Here is a 19,263-nt window from a genome sequence, read left to right as displayed (position 1 = left end):
CTCAGTGTTCGAGTATCCGGATCTTGCTTGCGTCCAGGCCGACGACCAGTTGATCGCCGATATGCAGCTGCGGTTGACCGGCAGTGCGCGGCAGATCCATCCACACCAGATCGCCTGCGAGGTCGATGCAGTAGCGCATGCTGTCGCCGAGGAATTCGGCCTGGTCGACGCGGCCGGTGAAGCGGATCTGTTCGCCGGGTCGCTGCTGTTCGGTACTGACGATATGTAGATCGTTCGGCCGGAACATCGCAGACCCTTTGCGGGGGCGCTTGTAGGCCTCGTCGAACAGCGGGATCACCATGCCGTTGGCAGCGCGGAACAGCGGCTGGTCACCGGCGTACTCGATCTCGCCATCGAGCAGGTTGGTCCCGCCCAGGTACTCGGCGACGAAGCGGTTGCGCGGCGCATCGTATAGATCGATCGGCGTGCCGACCTGCTGGATTCTGCCGTCGTGAATGATCGCGATGCGATCGGCGATGCGCATGGCCTCTTCACGTTCCTGGGTTGCAAGCAACATCGTTGCCCCGGACTGCTGCTGTTGTTTCTTCAACAGCCGCAGCAGTTGGCTGCGCAGTTTCGGGTCCTGTTCGCTGAGCGGTTCGTCCAACAACACAACGTCTGCCTTGGCGATCAGCGTACGCGCCAGCGCGACCCGTTGGCGTTGGCTCGGCCACAGCTGCGAAGGCAGGTGGTACAGGAACTCGGACAACCCCACCGCCTGTAGTTCGCGTTCGACGTGCTCGTGAATCTGGCTGCGCGACAGGTGATGTTGGCGCAGGCCGAAGGCGACGTTCTCGAACACACACATGTGCGGCCACAGCGGAAAGGTCTGGCACATCATGGCGACGCCGCGCTTGTTCGGCGCCGTCTGCGTGATCTCGCGATCGTCGATCCACATCTCGCCCGCAACCGTCTCTTCGAGCCCGGCCAAGGCACGCAGCAGGGCCGTCTTGCCGGCCCCGTTGCCGCCGAGGATGACGCACATCTCGCCGGGCAGGACATTGAGGTTCACATCGTGGAGGATCTCGCGTTGTGCGACGTTGACGTCGAGACGTCTGATTTCAAGACTGGCGGGTTGCGTTTTTATCATTGCTTTCTCTTATTCGCACCGGTTACCACGATTTGCCGAGATGTACGTCGGTCTCACCCAGAATACGGCTGCGATCGTTGCCGCTATCATAACGCCGAGAAGCACCGCTGCGGTGATTCCGACGAGATTTAACGGGTCATCGCGCAGCTTGTCGAATGCCACGATTGCGATCGGCGGTGTCCAGGCGTCGCTAGCCATCAGCAGCAGTATCGATGCCTCTGCCACCGCGCCGACAAAGCCCACACTGAACGCCGTCCACAGGTGCCATTTCATGGCGGGCAACAGGTAGCGAACGACGGTTGCAGGGCGGGACATGCCGACCATACGCCCGGTATCCGTGAACTCATGGCGCATGAAGTCTGCGCCCTGCACCATGATGCGATGCAGATAGGGCAGTTGTTTGAGGGTGAGGGCGAACACCACAACCGCCAGTGCCGAAGCCGGACTGATCGATGGATCGTGGTTCATCTGGCCAAGCGGCCAGACACAGGCAATGACCAGAACCGCTCCCGGAACTGCCAGCAGGCTGGTGATGGCCGCGCGTAGGGCGCGTACTGACAGTCTTGATCCGCGGGTCAGCAGACCGGTTGCGCCGGCCAGCAGCAGACCGCCTGCAGCGACGGCAAGCCCGATGACTACTGACGAAAGCATATTCGGCTTGAGTTGTTCGACCGCAACCCCCTGGCCCGGTGTCGCGATCATTGCATGCAACAGCATGACGAACGGGGTGAGCGCCAACAACGCGAGCATGGCGACGACCAGTGTCGATCCGTAGCGTGTCGAGCGGCCGGGGCGCCAGCGGTAGGGGCATGCATCCGGTCCGTTTTCAGAGGCGCGCAACGTCGCCTGCAGGCTGTTCCAAGCGACGACCGTTAGTAGCGCAGACAGCAGCAACAGCAAGGCGGCGCTGACGAGAACCGGTGACGATGTCTTGCCGATGTCGCTCCATTGCAGAAACAGCATCGGCGCCAGCACGTCGTCGGTACCGACGATCAACGGCGTTGCAACATCTTCGATGATTCTCAACATGACCAGCGCGAGTGCGGCGATATAGGCCGGCGCCAACAACGGCAGCGTGATGCGGCGAAGCACTGTGAAGGCGCTGCCGCCGAGGTTGACGGCTGCTTCCTGTAATGCCCGGTCGGTTGCGTTGAGTCGCAGTGTCAGCAACAGCATGACCAAAGGCAGGTAGTGCAGGGCGAAGGCGATGATCAGGGCCATGGGCAGGTTTGACCAGGCACTGTCGGTGAGCGCGATCTGTGTTGGCAGACCGAGGGCCTGCATCGATCGATCGACCATCGCGGCCACGATGTAAGGAGGCGTGGCGAGCGGAAGGAGTCCGAACGCGAGGGACCACCCACGATGGGCACCCGATGCTCTGGCGGTGACAAAGGCCAGCGGCGTGGCGATCACACCGCACAGCACGGCGGCGCTAATTCCGATTAGCAATGTCTTCAACAATGAATGGTGTACCGCCGGATCGGTAAGGTAGTCGCGCGTTGTCTGCAATGCCGCAGCGTTGCGCGGAATGGCTTCGGTCAGCAGGTAGGCGACGGGCAGGAACACCGCGGCGACGATCAACACGCCGAGCGGCGCAGCCAGAAAGCTGCCGTGCCCTGTGGATGTTGGCGGGTTGCTCATCGGCCTGCGGCGAGGGAGTCGTGGCGACAAGTTCGGTTGCGGGTGGCTCTGGGCGGTCTCAACGCACGGCCTTCGTTATTTTGCGAGTTGTCTGATGATTCTGCCGCCACATCCGCGCGGCGACAACCGGGATGAAGCCAAGCCAACGCGTTTCGGGGCGTCTCAAAGGCGTCGGTAAGAACGCCGTTCGCCAGCGCGAAGCTGCAGCGATGCGGCATTTTCCTCGCACTTTCGTGCGCCTTCGCGGCACATTGTGGAAAATCAGAATTTTATTATGTTTTCAGTGACTTGGAACGATGTTCCTGAAGTTCTGATGAAACTGATAGCTCGCTATACTCGGTCCATCGTGTGACTGATAACCAACAACAACGTGTTTGCCGAGCGTCTCCCGATCATTGCTGCGAGTCTCATGCTTGCTGCCGTGCTTAGCGGCTGCAACGAAGACACGCCCGTGGTCAAGACACCGGCCAGCGATGTATCGCAGGGTCGTACCGAACGCGCAGTGACGCGCACACCCAGCGCGCCGGCCGACGTCGAAGGTCTGGCCGAAGTCGCACTCGAACAAAAGCCCGAGGAGAGAAACAGCGCGGCATCAGCGCTGACTGTCGATGACAGCACCTACACCGGCGACCTCGCCGTACTCAAGAATCGGGGCAAGCTGCGTATCCTGATACCGGCGAACATTGGCGGCGCGTTCTATCTGCCGCGCAAAGGTTGGCCGGTAGATGCACAGCATGAGACTGCGTCGTCGTTTGCACGTCGTCACGGTCTCGAGCCGGTGTTGGTGCCTGTGGCGTCGTTCGCCGACATGATTCCCTCGTTGCTCGAAGGCAAAGGCGACATCATCGCCGCCAACCTGACGGTGACCGAGCGCCGCCGTGAGGAGATCGCGTTTTCCGTTCCGCTGACAACGGTGCATCAACAGGTGTTGGTCGCCCAGGACCAAACCGGTATACAGGGCGTGAAGGATCTCGTCGGCAAACGCGTCATGGTCGACCCGCATTCGTCGTTCTGGGATCGGATGGCGGCGCTGCAGAAGGAGTACCCGGGGATCGAGCTGGTGAAGCGTCCCGAGGGGCTGACCGATGAGGCTGAACTCGACGCTGTAGCGCACGGCAAGATCGATGCAGCGGTTCGCGACAGCAACGTTGCGAGCATGTACCTGAGCTTCCGCGACGATATCAAGGTGGCATTCGCGATGCGCGGCACCGACGATATCGCCTGGGGTATCCGGCCCGGCTCTCCGCACCTGCGTGCGGCGCTGAATAAGTTCCTGCACCTAGAGCTGCTGGCCGGCAATGAGCCCATCCGGCATACCGATGGTTTTGAGGGTATCAAGAAGCGCAAGGTGCTGCGCGTGCTGATGCCGAACAATGCGGCTTCGTATTTTCTCTATAAAGGGGAGCTGCACGGATTCGAATACGAACTCGCCAAGGCGTTCGCCGACGCACACAAACTGCGGCTTGAAGTGATCGTGCCCGAAACCCACGAGCAGCTGCTGAACTGGCTGGTGGATGGCCGCGGCGACATCGCAGCCGGCTTTCTCGAACCCAGCGACGAGTTGAAGGCACGCAGCCTCGCATTCTCGCGACCCTATCACTTCGCTCCGCGTCATCTGGTCGTCAAGGCCGACGATCCAATGAACGGTATCTGGGATATGCAGGACCGAACGGTGATGGTTCGCCGTTCCAGTCCGTACTGGCGCGATCTGCAGGAAATGCTGGAGTCGGGCTACGCGTTCGATCTGGTGGCCGCTCCCGAGCACATGGAAACCGAAGAACTGATCGCGCGTGTCGCCGAGGGTGAAATCGATGCGACCGTTGCCGACGGCCACCTGTTGGATATCGAACTTGCGCGTGGCCTGGCGGTGAAATCGGGCTTTCAACTCGGCGAGGACCGGCCGCATGCGGTCGCAGTCAGGGCAAAAGACAAGAAACTGCGCAAGGCGTTGAACCGCTTCATCAAGAAAGAATACAAAGGGCTGGTCTACAACATTCTGTACAAGAAGTACTTCACCAACGCGCGTGCGGTGAGGGCCTTGGCGGCAGGACGTTTGAGCAGTGATGGAACGGGCCTGTCGCCGTACGACGACATCACCCAGCGTTATGCAGAAGAATACGGATTCGATTGGCGCCTGATTACCGCACAGATGTTTCAGGAGAGCCGGTTCGACCCGCAAGCCCAGTCGTTCGCCGGCGCCCGCGGCCTGCTGCAGGTCATGCCGAGGACTGCCAGGTTCATGGGGTTTGCCAACGTTCTCGAACCCGAAGATGGCATCCATGCCGGCATAAAATACCTCGACTGGGTCAGAAACCGGTTTGAGCCGTCTTTGCCGTTCAATGAGCGTATGTGGTTCAGCCTGGCCGCGTACAACGCCGGTCACGGACATGTGGACGATGCACGACGGCTGGCACGCAATCTCGGCCTGAACGGCGATCGCTGGTTCGAAAACACCGAGAAGGCGATGTTGCTGCTGTCCAAGAAGCAGTACGCCAGCAAGGCGCGTTACGGCTATGTGCGCGGGGTAGAGCCTGTCAGTTACGTGCGCGAGATCCGCCAGCGCTATCGCGCTTATGTCGAGATCGCCGATCGTCGATTGTCTCGCCGCGAAACGATGCCGCTGTCAGTGGCCGGTTCGGACATCGTGCACGCGCCCAGCGGCTGAAGACCTGCGGCAACGCCGGGTTGCGCAATGTGCCCGGTCGCTATTTACTTGGTCAGCGGGCAACCAAAGGAAGGCGAAAGGGCGTGATTACCATCGATTATTTTTCCGACGTGCTGTGCGTGTGGGCTTACGGCGGCCAGATTCGGCTCGACGAACTGCAGCGCGAGTTCGGTGGCGACATTCAGGTAAGGCATCGATTCATGATGCTGTTCGCCGATACCCGAAAGCGCATCGGAGAAGGCTGGAAAGACGAGGGCGGATTCGCGGGTTTCGGCACCCATCTGCATGAGGTGTGTGAACAATGGCCGCATACCTCGCCGCATCGTGAAGTCTGGACACAATGTCGTCCGTGTAGCAGCACGACCGCGCATGTGTTTCTGATAGCGGCAGGCTTGTGCCTGGGTACCGACAATGAGCAGGACGTAAGCGACGAGCGCAGGCGCCTGTTCGACAGCTTGGTTAACAAGACCCGTTTACTGTTCTTCGAACAGGCACAGGACATCTCGTGCCTGGCGACGCTGTTGCCACTGCTCGACGATGTCGGCCTGGGCGAAGCGGCGGTACGCGCAAGGATCGACAATGGCGAGGCCTATGCGGCGCTGCACCGCGATGCCGAGTTGATGAAGGCGTACGGCGTGCAGGGGAGCCCGACCTATGTGTTCAATGAAGGGCGGCAACTACTGTATGGCAATGTCGGCTACCGAATCATCGAGTCGAACGTGCGTGAGTTGATGCTGCCGAACGCAGGTACCGGGGTGCCGAGCTGGTGTTGAGCGACGACCGGCTCACTCCGCGGAGTTGTTGAATTCATGCCCTCCAAAATCAGCCCCCTGTTTTCCTGGCTCAACCAGTGGCGCGCCGATGAGTTGCGCGGCGTCCTGAGCGACATTTACGTGGCCGATGCCGCGGGCGCGCCGATGCGTCGCGTCGAACAGGCCGATTGCCTGCCGGGTCGGGGACTCGCCGAAGATCGCTACGCCGAAGGTCGTGGCCACTGGCGGTCGGTCGATGGTTGTGAAGTCACGCTGGTCACGCTCGAGGACATGCGCGACGCGTCCAATGCCAAGTTGTCGTTCCTCGCCGGCGAGCATCGGCGCAACCTGGTAATAATGGGGGTTCCGCTGCAGGCCATGATCCGCCAGCAACTGCGCATCGGTGGCGTATTGTTCGCTTTTCATCGACTGCGCCCACCATGTGCGTATCTCGACAGAGCGGTGCAGGCCGGCGCGGCCAAGGCGCTGCGTAAACGCGGCGGGCTCGGTCTGCGGGTAATCGAGCCGGGCACGATCGCGGTGGGCGATGCGGTCGAGGTGATTCGCAGCAGCGAGCGGTGAGCTACTCGTCTTCGGTCGTGGTGTAGATCAACAGCTCGGTCTGCCGCCGCAGCAAGTCCGTATCATCGATCGTCTCGATCGCCTGCAGCGCGCGAATGTAGTCGGCGGGCAGAGCGTGTTCGGTTGCACCGTGGATGACATGGCGTCGGTACCAGTCGAAGGGTTTGAGCGAGGCATCGATGCGGGTTGCGTAATAGGTGAAGGCTTTGACGACGGCACCGTTGGTCAAGGTTACGTCGACCAGTTTGTCGTTGTATCCGCGCCCCAGATCTTCGTAGCGATCGAGCAACGTCTTGTGTTCCTCCGCCAAGGTGAACACCACGCCGTAGACCGTGTGTCCCGGGGCTTGCGCGGCATCGCATTTTGCCGAACCGTCGCGACCGATCTTGTGAAACGCCAGTCGATGATCGCTGAGTGTTGCGACGCCGATCGGGTGGGCCGATGAAACGCGGTGTTGCAGGCGTTTCACCGACATGTTCGAGCCGTAGGCGAAATAGTGCATTGGGCGGCGGCGCGGCATCCGTGCCGCATGCGGGAAGGCTGGTCGCGCTTACTTGTGTGCGATGGGTTTTTCGGTGAACAGGTAATCTTTCAGTTCGCCGTCAAACTTCGGGTCGTTGCGCCGAATCCATTCGAGCACCATCGCGGCGTGTTCTTTTTCTTCGTCGCGGTTGTGCGCGAGGATGGCCTTCAGTTCTTCGTTCTTGCAGGCGTCGACGCGCTGGTTGTACCAGTCGACCGCCTCGAGTTCTTCCATCAAGGAGATGATGGCACGATGCATATCGCGGGTTTCATCGGACAGTTCGGAAATCGGCTCGTGATAGCCTTCGTTCGACATCGGTGGTTTCCTCCGGTTTATCGATGCTGTGAAATCATCATAACGCCAATTGATGACGGGTAGCCCTGAAGATCGTCAAGTTGTGCCGGGTTGTCGGTCGGCTTTCCGAGTACCGTGCCACCGGTAGAAGATCGAAGGCATCAGACCGGTCCATGCCAGGAACAATGGCCACACGCGGCCAGCCGAGAGATCGTAGTCGCCCAGCAGACGTTGCCAGTCATGTCCCATGACGAAATGACCGAACAAGAATTCGAACGCGATGGTGGCGATCAGCCAGACGCCGCCGACCGTATGCGCGACTTTGTGGTTGGGTAGCGGCCAACGCCGGGCGAGCCACCAGGCGACGGCGCCGCTCAGCAGCACAGCGATCAATGTAGAGGCCTGGTGCGCGGTGAGTGGAGAGAGCAGGGGGCCATAGCCCAGATCGCGCAACGCGCCATTGCCGATGGCGATGATCAACAACGCGAACCACGCAAGGATATGCCGCCGGGTTGCGCGGCTACCGTCGCGGGTGGTTGGTTCAGCGGTCGGGTAAGTCATCCAGAATCGCCTGGTATACCGCCAGGTCGCCGGCGGAGAAGCAACAGAACACAATCGACGTCAGGTCATTGCGATCGCGGGTTATCGCGTAAACGGTATCGACCGCGATCGAGGCTGCGCGTTCGATCGGGTAGCCATATACCCCGGTGCTGATGCTGGGAAACGCCAAGGACCGTAGGCCGTGCTCGAGGGCCACGGCGAGGGAGCGACGATAACAGGATGCCAAACGTTCCGGTTCGCCGCGTTCGCCGCCGTGCCAGACCGGGCCAACCGTGTGGATCACATAACGTGCAGGGAGACGGAAACCTGGCGTGATCTTGGCGTCGCCGGTTTCGCAGCCTGCCAGCTTGCGACATGCCTCCAATAGTTCGGGACCGGCGGCACGATGAATCGCGCCATCGACGCCGCCACCGCCCAGCAGTGAGTTGTTGGCCGCATTGACGATACCGTCCACGTCGAGCGCGGTGATGTCCGCGCGAATCGCACGCAAGTCTGCCGCCATGGTCGCGTCCTCCTCCGCATGCCGAGTTTAGCCGCCGGCCGAGCCCGTGTGTGCGAGCCAAAAGGCAACGCGGGCGGCGCGCCGACGTCGCCGAGTCCCCCTGGGAACAAAAAGAACCAGATGTTCAATTTCCCGCGGGGTTGGCCGTAATCCCAGATATCAGCGGTGACTGTCCGCCGACGGTCCCCGCCGAAGCTCTCCTCTGGCGCGATGATTATGCGCTTTACGGGTTGTCGCTCTCCCCGCGACAACCCGTTTTTTTTCGCCCGATGTCTGCCGCCACAGGTGAACGCGAGCGCGCTTCTAACGTACCGAAACCTGCCTGGCGCGGTAACGCAGGTGCTGGCGTGAGGGCTTGCGGCCGGTCAGTTCGGCGAGGTACTCGATAGCAGCGCCGTATCCTTCGTCTTCGCGATCCGACAATACAAAGAGCGTTTCTCCGCCGCTGCAGTTGCGACATGCCGAGGGCTCCGCCGTGGTGACGTGCAGCAGGGTGTCGTGAACCAAACCATCGACCCGCTGGGGTTGCTGGCCGCTGACGATCACGCCCGCGATGGGACGCTTGGTCGGATTCTTTACTACCCATCGGGTGCTTTGGTGCGCGGTCAGGGCGAGGATCAAGGGGTCTTTGCCGGGACCGACGTCGACGATGACCTGGCCGACCACATCGGCCGTGTCGCCGGCGAGTTGTGCCGCGCAGGTAGCGCCGTCGGCGGCGCAATCCTTGTTGGCCGACAGCGGACCGTCTTCACCGGGGACCGCGCCACGATAGATGCCGATGAGATACAGCTTGGCGTTGTCCGGGAATTCCAGCGGTTTGACGGTGTCGGGGTCGCCTGCGGCAGTTGCATCGGATGCCAGCGCATCGTCGACTGCGCGCTTGGCCAACTGCGACTGCAGCGGCGGTGCGAGCGGTTCTTCGGTCTGCCGGTCGACGAAGCGCATGCGCTGTGCCGAGTCGCGCAGCAGCGCACTGGGCGCGTGCACCATCCATTGCAAGGCCGCCAATGTCGACTGTGACTGCAGCACCTGAGGTGTCGTATAGATATTCTGATCGAGCAGTAGCAAAGTGACTTGCTCGGCAGGGTGGTTGTCGGGCTGCGCCTTGAGCGTCTCTACCATGGCTTCTACGGCGGGCCAGGGTATGTGCGGATCCTTGCCGGCGGCGGCATTCGCCTGCAACAACTGCCGGGTTATCGGGAACAGCTTCTTGTTCAGCGCCAAACCGATCGGGGTGCTTTGCCAAGGTTGATCGGCGGCGCGTTTACCCTGCAGACCTGCGCCGCGCTCGATCAACTCGCCGACGAGTTTAGGGTCTGCGGCGCGAATCGCCCCGGTCAGGCATTGTTCGTCGAGGTCGGAACGCCCGGCCTTGGAGCGCGCGGCTTTGCGCAGCAGCATGAGGGCTTCGCCACGCGCCTGGTCGCCGGCCATCTGCTCACACAAGCGCACGATCGCTCCCGGCGGCAGGGTATCCAGGCCGGCGCCCATCTTCAGTGCGACGCGAACCTGGGCCGGGTCGCCGGCGGAGACGGCCTTTTCCAAGGCAGTGCGGCCACTGGATGTGACGAAATCGATATCGACCTTCTTCTGGGGCACCAGTTTGCCCAGCTTGAGTTCGGGATGGGCGAGTATGTACAGGCCGACCGAGGTATCGCCCTGCATCGGTACGTTCGGGTTGGCCCCTTTGCGCAGCAACTCACGCGCGATGGTCCATCGTTCTTGGTTGGCCGCCAGCGATAAGGGGGTGTCGCCAGCGTGGTTCGGTCGATCGATGTCGATCTCGTCTTTGAGCAGCAAGTTGAGAAACGGCTCGTCGTTGGCGTCGACCACGGCGTGCAGCACGCCGTTGCCCTGGTTGTCGGTCATCTCGGTATCGGCGCCGCGCTCGGCGAACAGCTTGAATAACGCCTCGTCGCCCACTTGCGCGGCCAGCAGCAAGGGGGTCTCACCGCGCGCGTTCTTCAGGTTGAGATCCGCGCCGTTGGTGAGCAAGAGTTCGACGTAATCGATCAGGCGTTCACGCGCGGCGACGTGCAAGGCGGTATCGCCGTCTTTGTTCACCGCATTGATGTCGACACCCTGTTCGACCAGAAAACGCACGATGTCGGCATCCGGCGTGTTGAGCAGCATCAACGCTGTGTTTTCGTCGTCGTCGCGCAGCGTCGGACTCGCGCCGCGTTCGATCAACGCTTTAAGCGCCGGAAATCTGATCTTCGTGCTGCCATAGGTCGTCACCATCAGGAACGGCGTCTGACCTGCGCGCGTGACCGGTTGATTGATCTGTTCCTGCGGGATCTGCTCGATCGACTTGAGCACGGTGTCGACGTTGCCGCTGGCCAGATCGTTGATCGACCACACGGTCTGGGCGACAGCGGTGGATGCGATGCCGAACAACAGGATCAGCAGGGCGATCGATCCTTGACGCAATGGGTCCAGCAGCATGGGATTACCTCTTATTATGTTTATCTGAATGCTGCCGTATCGCTGGCGGCACGCCGTGGGTCCGGGTCACGGCACGCTAGTGTGCCAAATCTTCGGGGCCTGTTCACATCGCATACAGCGCCGCGCTGCCATCAGACAACGTTTCGGGTATCAGGCAGATGTCTCGTCGGCGAGTCTGGCCGAAAGGGCGGTTGGCCAATCCAATCTGCGAGGCTTCGCCAGAGCGGCTGCGTACCGTGTCCAAGACACGCAGGTGGATCGATGTCAATCACCCTGCCGAGAAAAAATATGAAGTGGATCACATTAATATCCATAGAATTCTTGTTCAAAAATCTCGACGACTATAGTTCCCGACGTCGGTGGCGGCCCTACTGATGAGGTCGACCTGACACTCAAAGCCAGCCAGTTTGCACAAGCTGGATGGATAGGGAAAAAGAACAACGGGGCTGATGGCAACAGGCCCCATCGCTGGTTCCGCACGTCGGGCGCCAGTCTTCATTTCACCGGTCTTCTTTACAACTTGGTCGAACGCCGCAGATCTGACGACGCGACACGGGCGGTGTCGATCCGGCACGGCAGACAAGACAGGGAATGGGGCCCCGGCAGCGGAAGCACATCGTTCTAAGGGGAAGACGATGGTTAATAAGCGGCAGCGCATGTGCGACCTGATCGAAGAATTCAGGCGCAAAGGCCGGGAAGGGGATGCGGAGGTATTGCGCGATGCCTGGTACGCACTCCACGACGCTTATCATGTTCTGGCGGTTGTCGGTGAGGACATTCCTCAGGGAAGGGTCTATAGCCACGCCACGACCAACTTCGGCAATGTTCTGGTGATTCTGCAAGCCTTCTCCCGACGTCTTGACGATCAGCGTGAAGACAAAGAGTCGGGCAGTCTGGTCGGCATCAAATAGCGAGTTCGTCGGATGTGACGCCAGCCTCTGCTGGCATCGGGTAGTGTTGCACACCGGTGGCGTCCGGCGGCATGCCGAAAATGAAAAAGCCCGGTTCTTCACAGAACCGGACTTTCGAATCTTGATGGTGCCGAAGAGAGGACTTGAACCTCCACCGGGTTGCCCCGACATGGACCTGAACCATGCGCGTCTACCAATTCCGCCACTTCGGCATCGTTTTTGGGGAGCCCAAAAACGGAAGCGCGGACTGTACAGCGACACCATAGGGCTGTCAACGCTACAATAGCCGGATGAAACAAACACCAGACAGAGAAAAATCACTCCGTGTCGAAGCGTAAACCACGGCGTAACGTTCGCGATCGCGATCCCTATCAGGCCCGCGAGGCCAAGAAATACGAAAACCCGATCCCCAGCCGCGAGTTCATCCTTGGCATGATGGAGGAACACGGCGCGCCGCTGCGTTTCGACGATATCGCCGAGTCACTGCAACTGGCCGGCGATCCACAACAGCGCGAGGCCTTGTCGCGAAGGCTCAACGCCATGCAGCGCGACGGGCAGGTGGTGTGCAATCGGCGCGGCGGCTATTGCGTGGTCAACCACGAGGACCTGCTGCATGGACGGGTGATCGGCCATCCCGACGGCTTCGGCTTCATGCAGGCCGACGAGGGCGGCGACGATCTCTACCTCAGTCCGCGCGAGATGCGTCGCCTGTGGCACGGCGACCGCATCGTCGCGCGTGTTGCCGGCATCGACCGCCGGGGTCGGCGCGAGGCAGCGGTGGTCGAGGTACTCGAGCGCGCCTTCGAGAATATCGTTGGCCGTTTGCAGATCGAGGCGGGTGTCGCCTTTCTGCTGCCGGACAACAAGCGTGTCGCGCAGCAGATATTGATAACGCCCGATCGCCTGATGGGTGCCAAGCATGGCCAGATGGTGGTGGTGCACATCACCGAACACCCACAGACCTGGCGTCAGCCGCTCGGTGAGGTGGTCGAGATACTGGGTGACCACCTGGCGCCGGGGATGGCGACCGATGTGGCCATTCGCGCCAACGATATCCCGCTGGATTGGCCCGCCGAGGTCGACGCAGAGATCGCCGAGCTCAAGCCTGAGGTGCCGGAGGCGGCAAAGCAGGGTCGGACCGACCTGCGCAACGTGCCGCTGGTGACGATCGATGGCGCCGATGCGCGCGATTTCGACGACGCGGTATTCTGCGAACGCACCAAGAAAGGCTGGCGGCTGTTGGTGGCGATCGCCGACGTATCGTCTTACGTGGTGCCCGGTACGGCGCTCGACGACGAGGCCTACAAGCGCGGCAACTCGGTGTACTTCCCGGATCGGGTGATCCCCATGTTGCCGGAGATCCTGTCGAACGGGTTGTGTTCGCTGAATCCGAAGGTCGACCGGCTGTGCATGACCGGCGAGTTGTACTTTGATGCCGAAGGCAAGCTGATCCGCTCACGCTTCTTCGAGGCGGTCATGAATTCGCATGCGCGCCTTACCTATGACCAGGTCGGCGCCATGCTGCTCGATGGCGATGCCGAACTGTGCGCACAACATGCCGACGTGCTGCCGCACCTGCATGATCTCTACGGCCTCTACAGGCTGCTGCACGAGGCGCGTGCTGAACGTGGTGCGATCGATTTCGATACCGTCGAGACGCGTTTCCGTTTCGGCGACGACGGCAAACTAGAAGAGATCGTGCCCTTGGTGCGCCACGATGCACACAAGCTGATCGAGGAATGCATGCTGGCGGCGAACGTGGCCGCGGCGCGCCACCTGCTGCGCAAGAAGATGCCGGCCTTGTATCGGATACACGAGCAGCCCAGCACTGAAAAGCTGTCGGATCTGCGTGAGTTTCTTGCCGAACTCGGCCTGTCGCTCGACGGCGGCGACGAGCCGACCGCGAAGGACTACGCCAACCTGCTCGACAAGGTCAAAGACCGGCCGGACTTCCACGTGATCCAGGTCGTGCTGTTGCGCTCGATGATGCAGGCGGTGTACTCCGATACGAACGTCGGCCACTTCGGTTTGGCGTTTCCTGCCTATACGCACTTCACGTCACCGATCCGGCGTTATCCGGATCTGATGGTGCACCGTGCGCTCAAGCATCTGCTGACCGGCGAACCACCCGAGGCGTTCGAGTACACGCATCAGCATCTCGCGGCAATGGGCGAACACTGCTCGGCGACCGAGCGGCGCGCCGACGATGCGACCCGCGACGCGTCCGATACGCTCAAGTGCGAATTCATGCTCGACAAGGTCGGCGAGTCGTTCGATGGCGTGATCTCGGGCGTCAACAGCTTCGGCATCTTTGTCGAACTCGACGGTATCTACGTCTCGGGCCTGGTGCATATCACGGCGCTGGATTACGACTACTTCCATTTCGATCCGATCGGGCACCGATTGACCGGCGATCGCACCGGACGCGTGTACCGCCTCGGCGACACGCTCCGGGTCAAGGTGGCGGCGGTGAACATCGACGATCGCAAGATCGATTTTGTTCTGGCCGACAAGGTCGAGGGTCCGGGCAAAGGTCGTGCGACAGGTGACAGGCAGCGTGATCGCAAGGCCAGGAACAACGACAAAGGCAGCGCCACACGCAAGTCGAAGAAAGACGCGGCAGGTCAGAAATCCAGTGACAAGAAGTCGCAGAAGCGCGACGGCAAAACCGGAAGCCGTAGAAAGCGCAGCAAGGGGAAAGGTAAGGGCTGATCGATGTCCGGCCAGATGATTGTTGGAATACATGCGGTGCGTACAGCGCTCAAGCACGGCGCACAACGCATCGACAGCCTGCTGTTCGATGTGGCGCGCAAAGACAAGCGTCTGCGTCAACTGCTCGACGAAGCGCGGGCAGCCGGCGTCAAACCGGAGCCGAGCGACAAGGCGTCGCTCGACAAACTGACCGGCGGCGCGAACCACCAGGGCGTGGTCGCGCATGGCGAGATGCCGACCAGTCTCACCGAAGCGGCGCTCGACGATTTGCTCGGAGGATTGGATGACCCCCCGTTGCTGCTGGTGCTCGACGGTGTTACCGACCCTCACAATCTGGGCGCCTGTCTGCGCAGCGCCGACGGTGCCGGGGCGCACGCGGTGATTGCGCCGCGCGACCGCGCCGGCGGTCTGACCCCGGTGGTGTGCAAGGTTGCCAGCGGCGCGGCAGAAACGGTGCCCTTCGTCCAGGTCACGAATCTGGTTCGCACACTCAAGTACCTGCAGGATACGCACCGGGTGTTCGTGATCGGCACCGCCGGCGAAGCAGACATCGATCTCTACGCGGCCGATCTCACCGGTCCGCTCGCGCTGGTCATGGGTGCAGAAGGCGAGGGTATGCGTCGGCTGACACGTGATACCTGCGATCAGCTGGTGCGTCTGCCGATGGCGGGTCATGTCGACAGCCTTAACGTGTCGGTGGCAACCGGCGTCTGTCTGTACGAGGCGGTGCGCCAGCGTCGCTGAGCGGTCCGACCGGCGGCGACTGCTTAAATGCTTGCAATCGCTTGCCTTTTCACCTAATATCCCGCGCCTTTCCGGCCGGCCTCAGGGCCGGTCCTCCTTGCCTCACCGCGGCAGTTGCCGATGGGAGGCTGTGTAAACCGTAAGGAGCGACAATGCGTCACTACGAGATCGTGTTTCTGGTCCATCCGGATCAGAGCGAGCAGGTACCGGGTATGGTCGAGCGTTACCGCGGGACCATCGAAAACAGCGGCGGCGTGATCCACCGCCTGGAAGATTGGGGCCGTCGTCAATTGGCCTTCCCGATCAACAAAATCCACAAAGCACACTACGTCCTGATGAACATCGAGTGCGGCGCCGAAGCGTTGGCCGAGCTCGAAAGCGCGTTCCGTTTCAACGACGCGGTGCTGCGTAACCTGGTCGTGCGTCGCAAAGAGGCGATCACCGAGACCTCGCCGCTCGCCAAGGAAGACGAGAAAGAGCGTGACGAAGCACCTGCTGCACGTACCGATTCCGATAAGAACGACGCCGAACAGGCCTCGGCCTGACGCCTAGGAGAGCATTACGATGTCACGTTTTTTCCGTCGCCGTAAATACTGCCGATTCTCCGCCGAGGGCATCAGCGAGATCGATTACAAAGACCTGAACCTGCTGAAGCAATACGTCAGCGAGTCGGGCAAGATCGTGCCCAGCCGTATCACCGGCACGAGCGCGAAATATCAGCGCCAGCTGGCGGATGCGATCAAACGCGCCCGTTACCTGGCTCTGTTGCCGTACTCCGACAGTCATTGATTTGATCTGTCCGGCATGTCTCGTCGCGGCGGGATATGCTGATGAGGTAGTTGCATGAAGGCCTTCGCCAATTGGGTGATGAAAGGCCGTATGCAGGCGGTCATAGCCGCCACCGTGTCAGCCATGCTGGCGCTGATTGTTACGCCGGTAGGTGTTGTCAGCGCCGCGGTGATCGCATTGACGGTTCTGCGGCAGGGCTGGCGCGAAGGCACGTACGTGATCGTGTCGGCGCTGCTGGCTATTGCGGGCATCGGCGGGCTGATTTTTCAAACGCCCATCGGTGCTGCAATGATCGGCGCGGCCATGTGGCTGCCCGCCGGTATCCTCGGCGGCGTGATGGGACGCTTCGGCTCGTTACGCATGGCGATCGAGGTCGCAGTCATCGGTGCGCTGGTTGTCGTCGTACTGCAGTACGTGACGATGGGCGATCCGGTGAGTGAGTGGCGCGAGGTACTGCGCGAACACGTGCAGGGCACGCTGAACCCCGGCACATTGTCGTCGGCCGATGTGGAGGCCGTGTTCGATCAGACCGCGTTGTGGATGCCGGGTGGCATCGCAGCGACCTGGTTACTGGGTGCGGTGATATCACTGCTGCTGGCACGCTACTGGGCAGCGGTGATCGATAGCCCGGGTGCATTCGGCGAAGAGTTTCGCCGCCTGAGATTCGGGCGCTGGTTATTGATCGGTGTGCCGCTGGTGTTTGTTGGCGGCGTGCTGATGACCGACGGTACGCCCAACGCGATTGCGCAGTTGTTTATCGTCGGCATGATGGTGTACCTGATTCAGGGCATCAGCGTGGTTCACGGATTACTGGCAATGTTCGGTGGTTCGTCCGCGTGGCTGGTGGGTTTTTACCTGCTGCTGCTTGTAGTGATGCCGCAGGGCATCACGACCGTCGCCTTCCTCGGTTATGCGGACGGGTGGCTGGACATTCGGGCACGTGCCCGACGTCGGTCGAAGACCGATGACGAGTGAATTGCTTATAGAGGTTGAGAACGATGGACGTCATTCTTCTGGAAAAAGTGGCTAACCTGGGTGGACTGGGTGAAAAGGTTTCGGTGAAGTCCGGCTTCGGTCGCAACTTCCTCATCCCGCAGGGTAAGGCTGTATTCGCCAGCGCGGAAAACATCAAGGTGTTCGAAGAGCGTCGCGCCGAACTCGAACAGCAGGCGGCAGACAAGCTGGCTACTGCTGAAGAGCGCAAGGCCAAGATCGAGGCGCTGAGCGACGGTGTGACGATCACCCACAAATCGGGTGAAGAAGGTCGCCTGTTCGGTTCGGTGGGTACCGTCGATATCGCCAATGCCTGCACCGAAGCCGGTGTCGAGGTGGCCAAGTCGGAAGTGCGTCTGCCGGAAGGTCCGTTCCGCAACGCCGGTGAGTACGAAGTCACGCTGCACCTGCACACCGACGTCGATGCAACCGTCAAGGTCACGATCGTCGGCGAAGAATAAGCCCGATCTCGACCCAGGGCCGGCGACCGCGTGAGCGGCCGCTTACCCGATGCATTCGATAGAAACCCGACGCCTTGCGTCGGGTTTCTGTTTTTCAGCCTATGCTCTCCCTCATCGCGCACCTTCTGTGGTGTAATCAACGGCCATTCCCCGACGATGTTCCGGCAGCGGCATGATTGACGCGGTTTACGATTCCATTCCCGAAGCGATGGCAGATCACGGCGACGCGCAGATGGAAGCGTTGCGCGTACCGCCGCATTCCGTGCAGGCGGAGCAGGCCGTTTTGGGCGGTCTGATGCTGGACAACGGCGCCTGGGACAAGATCGCCGATCAGATAACCGAGCAGGATTTTTACCGCCGCGAACATCAGCTGATCTTCGCCGCGATCGCCAGCCTGTCGGATGCCGACCGGCCATTCGATGTCGTGACCCTGGCCGAGGAACTCGAAAGCCTCGAGACCCTCGACGAGGTCGGCGGGCTGCCGTACCTGGGCATGCTCGCCAACGACACGCCGAGTGCGGCCAACGTGCAGGCCTATGCGGCCATCGTGCGTGAGCAATCCGTTGTTCGCCAGTTGATCAAGGTCGGCAACCAGATCGCCGAAAACGGTTACCGGCCGAAAGGGCGCAAGGTGCACGAACTGCTCGACAGCGCCGAAAACCTGGTGTTTCAGATTGCCGAGCAGCAGGCGCGCGGCGGCGGTGGTTTCCGCTCGATCACCCGCCTGCTGACGGAGACGATCAATCGTATCGAAGAGCTGTACGGCAGCGACGATGCGCTGACCGGTGTGCCGACCGGGTTTACCGATTTCGACAACAAGACCTCCGGTCTGCAGAAGTCCGATCTGATCATCGTGGCCGGGCGCCCGTCGATGGGCAAGACGACGTTTTCGATGAACATTGCGGAGAACGTTGCCGTCGCCACGGGCCTGCCGGTCGCGATCTTCTCGATGGAGATGCCGGGCGAGGCACTGACGATGCGCATGATCTCGTCGCTCGGCCGCGTCAACCAGCAAGCGGTGCGCTCGGGCAAGCTCGAAGATGACGACTGGCCGCGCGTGACCTCGGCGGTCAACATCCTGAACAACACCAAGTTGTTCATCGACGATACGCCTGCCTTGACCCCGACGGATCTACGCGCGCGCTGTCGGCGTCTGACCAAGGAACACGGCCACCTCGGTCTTGTCGTGATCGATTATCTGCAGCTGATGCAGGCGCCGGAGTCCGGCGAAAACCGTGCGACCGAGATCTCGGCGATATCACGCGGCCTCAAGGCCCTGGCCAAAGAACTCAACGTGCCGGTCATCGCCTTGTCACAGCTCAACCGCTCGCTCGAGCAGCGCCCGAACAAGCGGCCGGTGATGTCCGACCTGCGTGAGTCGGGCGCCATTGAGCAGGACGCCGACCTTATCGTTTTTATCTACCGCGACGAGGTCTATAACGAAGACACTCCCGACAAGGGCAAGGCCGAGATCATCATCGGCAAGCAACGTAACGGTCCGATCGGCACCGTCAGTCTCACCTTCCAGGGTCAGTTCACGCGCTTCGACAACTTCGCCTACGACGTGTACGGCGACGACGAATATTGACGTGATTGCA

The 19,263-nt window shown here is 61.2% G+C and carries 18 protein-coding genes and 1 tRNA gene; 11 read left to right on the top strand and 8 right to left on the bottom strand.

Annotated features, from left to right (window positions below; translation table 11 throughout):
• Position 1: 1 nt before the first annotated feature.
• Both B1781_RS16000 and B1781_RS15995 read right to left on the bottom strand, forming a co-directional pair.
• Complete coding sequence (locus tag B1781_RS16000) at positions 2-1,090, bottom strand: ABC transporter ATP-binding protein (protein WP_078120616.1); 1,089 nt, start codon at positions 1,088-1,090, stop codon at positions 2-4.
• A gap of 9 nt (positions 1,091-1,099) precedes the next feature.
• Entirely contained in the window at positions 1,100-2,731 is a 1,632-nt protein-coding gene (locus B1781_RS15995) for an ABC transporter permease (protein WP_078120615.1), read from the bottom strand.
• A 451-nt stretch (positions 2,732-3,182) separates the two neighbouring features.
• Here B1781_RS15995 and B1781_RS15990 point away from each other — a divergent pair, with 451 nt between their 5' ends.
• The 3 genes from B1781_RS15990 to B1781_RS15980 all read left to right on the top strand — a co-directional run bounded on the left by B1781_RS15990 (position 3,183) and on the right by B1781_RS15980 (position 6,730).
• Entirely contained in the window at positions 3,183-5,396 is a 2,214-nt protein-coding gene (locus tag B1781_RS15990) for an MltF family protein (protein WP_164513423.1), read from the top strand.
• Between the two features lie 83 nt (positions 5,397-5,479).
• Complete coding sequence (locus B1781_RS23245; protein WP_164513422.1) at positions 5,480-6,169, top strand: DsbA family oxidoreductase; 690 nt, start codon at positions 5,480-5,482, stop codon at positions 6,167-6,169.
• A gap of 36 nt (positions 6,170-6,205) precedes the next feature.
• On the top strand, positions 6,206-6,730 hold the full coding sequence (locus B1781_RS15980; RefSeq protein WP_078120612.1) for an MOSC domain-containing protein: 525 nt from the start codon (positions 6,206-6,208) through the stop codon (positions 6,728-6,730).
• 1 nt (position 6,731) lies between these two features.
• Here B1781_RS15980 and B1781_RS15975 read toward each other — a convergent pair whose 3' ends face one another.
• The 5 genes from B1781_RS15975 to B1781_RS15955 all read right to left on the bottom strand — a co-directional run bounded on the left by B1781_RS15975 (position 6,732) and on the right by B1781_RS15955 (position 11,055).
• Complete coding sequence (locus tag B1781_RS15975) at positions 6,732-7,232, bottom strand: gamma-glutamylcyclotransferase family protein (protein ID WP_078120611.1); 501 nt, start codon at positions 7,230-7,232, stop codon at positions 6,732-6,734.
• 48 nt (positions 7,233-7,280) lie between these two features.
• A complete protein-coding gene (locus tag B1781_RS15970; protein ID WP_078120610.1) occupies positions 7,281-7,568 on the bottom strand; it encodes an encapsulin-associated ferritin-like protein in 288 nt (95 codons plus the stop codon).
• A 75-nt stretch (positions 7,569-7,643) separates the two neighbouring features.
• Entirely contained in the window at positions 7,644-8,108 is a 465-nt protein-coding gene (locus B1781_RS15965; protein WP_078120609.1) for a hypothetical protein, read from the bottom strand.
• On the bottom strand, positions 8,089-8,610 hold the full coding sequence (locus B1781_RS15960) for an O-acetyl-ADP-ribose deacetylase (protein ID WP_078120608.1): 522 nt from the start codon (positions 8,608-8,610) through the stop codon (positions 8,089-8,091). The genes B1781_RS15965 and B1781_RS15960 overlap by 20 nt, the downstream gene beginning before the upstream one ends.
• 303 nt (positions 8,611-8,913) lie before the next feature.
• Complete coding sequence (locus B1781_RS15955) at positions 8,914-11,055, bottom strand: ankyrin repeat domain-containing protein (protein WP_078120607.1); 2,142 nt, start codon at positions 11,053-11,055, stop codon at positions 8,914-8,916.
• A gap of 635 nt (positions 11,056-11,690) precedes the next feature.
• Between B1781_RS15955 and B1781_RS15950 the strand changes: the two genes are divergently transcribed.
• Positions 11,691-11,966 carry a hypothetical protein gene (locus B1781_RS15950; RefSeq protein ID WP_125932126.1) on the top strand — a complete coding sequence of 92 codons (276 nt, stop codon included), beginning with the start codon at positions 11,691-11,693 and terminating at the stop codon, positions 11,964-11,966.
• Positions 11,967-12,091: 125 nt separating this feature from the next.
• Here B1781_RS15950 and B1781_RS15945 read toward each other — a convergent pair.
• A tRNA-Leu gene (locus B1781_RS15945) sits at positions 12,092-12,178 on the bottom strand.
• Positions 12,179-12,290: 112 nt separating this feature from the next.
• Between B1781_RS15945 and rnr the strand changes: the two genes are divergently transcribed.
• From rnr to dnaB, 7 genes are all read left to right on the top strand, one after another.
• Positions 12,291-14,678 (top strand): ribonuclease R, encoded by a 2,388-nt coding sequence (rnr, locus tag B1781_RS15940; RefSeq protein WP_078120605.1) that lies wholly within the window; start codon positions 12,291-12,293, stop codon positions 14,676-14,678.
• Between the two features lie 3 nt (positions 14,679-14,681).
• On the top strand, positions 14,682-15,422 hold the full coding sequence (gene rlmB, locus B1781_RS15935) for a 23S rRNA (guanosine(2251)-2'-O)-methyltransferase RlmB (protein ID WP_078120604.1): 741 nt from the start codon (positions 14,682-14,684) through the stop codon (positions 15,420-15,422).
• Between the two features lie 152 nt (positions 15,423-15,574).
• On the top strand, positions 15,575-15,967 hold the full coding sequence (gene rpsF / locus B1781_RS15930) for a 30S ribosomal protein S6 (protein ID WP_078120603.1): 393 nt from the start codon (positions 15,575-15,577) through the stop codon (positions 15,965-15,967).
• 19 nt (positions 15,968-15,986) lie between these two features.
• Positions 15,987-16,211 carry a 30S ribosomal protein S18 gene (rpsR, locus tag B1781_RS15925; protein WP_078120602.1) on the top strand — a complete coding sequence of 75 codons (225 nt, stop codon included), beginning with the start codon at positions 15,987-15,989 and terminating at the stop codon, positions 16,209-16,211.
• Between the two features lie 54 nt (positions 16,212-16,265).
• On the top strand, positions 16,266-17,186 hold the full coding sequence (locus B1781_RS15920; protein ID WP_078120601.1) for a DUF2232 domain-containing protein: 921 nt from the start codon (positions 16,266-16,268) through the stop codon (positions 17,184-17,186).
• A 23-nt stretch (positions 17,187-17,209) separates the two neighbouring features.
• Positions 17,210-17,665: a 50S ribosomal protein L9 gene (gene rplI, locus B1781_RS15915; protein ID WP_078120600.1), complete on the top strand. Its 456-nt coding sequence runs from the start codon at positions 17,210-17,212 to the stop codon at positions 17,663-17,665.
• Positions 17,666-17,873: 208 nt separating this feature from the next.
• A complete protein-coding gene (gene dnaB, locus B1781_RS15910; protein WP_174575439.1) occupies positions 17,874-19,253 on the top strand; it encodes a replicative DNA helicase in 1,380 nt (459 codons plus the stop codon).
• The last annotated feature ends 10 nt before the right edge of the window (positions 19,254-19,263 follow it).

It is taken from the genome of Thiosocius teredinicola, from assembly GCF_002009425.1.
GTDB classification, from domain to species: domain Bacteria; phylum Pseudomonadota; class Gammaproteobacteria; order Chromatiales; family Chromatiaceae; genus Thiosocius; species Thiosocius teredinicola.
The sequence above is the reverse complement of the archived record's forward strand: the minus strand, read 5'-3'. Positions and strand labels throughout refer to the sequence as shown.

Bases quoted from the DNA above. Each gene is read 5' to 3' on its own strand.
- B1781_RS16000 (WP_078120616.1), bottom strand. From the start codon at position 1,090: ATGATAAAAACGCAACCCGCCAGTCTTGAAATCAGACGTCTCGACGTC.
- dnaB (WP_174575439.1), top strand. From the start codon at position 17,874: ATGGCAGATCACGGCGACGCGCAGATGGAAGCGTTGCGCGTACCGCCG.
- B1781_RS15965 (WP_078120609.1), bottom strand. From the start codon at position 8,108: ATGACTTACCCGACCGCTGAACCAACCACCCGCGACGGTAGCCGCGCA.
- B1781_RS15960 (WP_078120608.1), bottom strand. From the start codon at position 8,610: ATGGCGGCAGACTTGCGTGCGATTCGCGCGGACATCACCGCGCTCGAC.
- B1781_RS15920 (WP_078120601.1), top strand. From the start codon at position 16,266: ATGAAGGCCTTCGCCAATTGGGTGATGAAAGGCCGTATGCAGGCGGTC.
- B1781_RS15980 (WP_078120612.1), top strand. From the start codon at position 6,206: ATGCCCTCCAAAATCAGCCCCCTGTTTTCCTGGCTCAACCAGTGGCGC.
- B1781_RS15955 (WP_078120607.1), bottom strand. From the start codon at position 11,055: ATGCTGCTGGACCCATTGCGTCAAGGATCGATCGCCCTGCTGATCCTG.
- rlmB (WP_078120604.1), top strand. From the start codon at position 14,682: ATGTCCGGCCAGATGATTGTTGGAATACATGCGGTGCGTACAGCGCTC.
- B1781_RS15950 (WP_125932126.1), top strand. From the start codon at position 11,691: ATGGTTAATAAGCGGCAGCGCATGTGCGACCTGATCGAAGAATTCAGG.
- B1781_RS15970 (WP_078120610.1), bottom strand. From the start codon at position 7,568: ATGTCGAACGAAGGCTATCACGAGCCGATTTCCGAACTGTCCGATGAA.
- B1781_RS15995 (WP_078120615.1), bottom strand. From the start codon at position 2,731: ATGAGCAACCCGCCAACATCCACAGGGCACGGCAGCTTTCTGGCTGCG.
- rplI (WP_078120600.1), top strand. From the start codon at position 17,210: ATGGACGTCATTCTTCTGGAAAAAGTGGCTAACCTGGGTGGACTGGGT.
- rpsR (WP_078120602.1), top strand. From the start codon at position 15,987: ATGTCACGTTTTTTCCGTCGCCGTAAATACTGCCGATTCTCCGCCGAG.
- B1781_RS15975 (WP_078120611.1), bottom strand. From the start codon at position 7,232: ATGCACTATTTCGCCTACGGCTCGAACATGTCGGTGAAACGCCTGCAA.
- rpsF (WP_078120603.1), top strand. From the start codon at position 15,575: ATGCGTCACTACGAGATCGTGTTTCTGGTCCATCCGGATCAGAGCGAG.